The sequence below is a fragment of the Mesorhizobium sp. M7A.F.Ca.ET.027.02.1.1 genome (genome assembly GCF_004022985.1).
GTDB lineage: Bacteria > Pseudomonadota > Alphaproteobacteria > Rhizobiales > Rhizobiaceae > Mesorhizobium.
Window position 1 is genome coordinate 1 of the sequence record NZ_RZOL01000973.1, and the last position, 407, is coordinate 407.

At 61.4% G+C, this 407-nt stretch carries 1 pseudogene; it reads right to left on the reverse strand.

The annotated features are described in order from the left end of the window. Positions 1-233: 233 nt before the first annotated feature. A pseudogene (locus EN749_RS37300) lies at positions 234-407 on the reverse strand (F0F1 ATP synthase subunit epsilon); the annotation flags it as partial.

Here is a 407-nt window from a genome sequence, read left to right on the forward strand (position 1 = left end):
GATCACCACCAGGCTGGCAACCGCCAGCTTGCCGCTGCCGATCCACAGAAATCCGCCGAATGGACCGCCAAAGGCCGACACCAGGGCCGTCGACCACCAGGAGCGTGAGGCTGTTTCTCGTTGCGCTGTTTCTTCCGTCACCGGCCCACCCCCATCCCAAGGCAGCGCGACTGTCCAACAAACAAAAAAGCGAGGCAAGGCCCCGCTTTTTACTCTTTCATCGAAACCTAATTTCAAGCCGGAAGAATAGCGCCTTCCAGCGTGGTGAGCTGGCTAAGGAACTGCTCCGCCTTGCTGCGAGCCTCGTCGTCCTTGGCGTCGGCAGCGTCTTCTTTGGCTTCCTGGATGCGGCGCGCGAGATCGGCGCGGTCGACATCCTTCACCGCGACAGCCGATTCCGCCAGCAG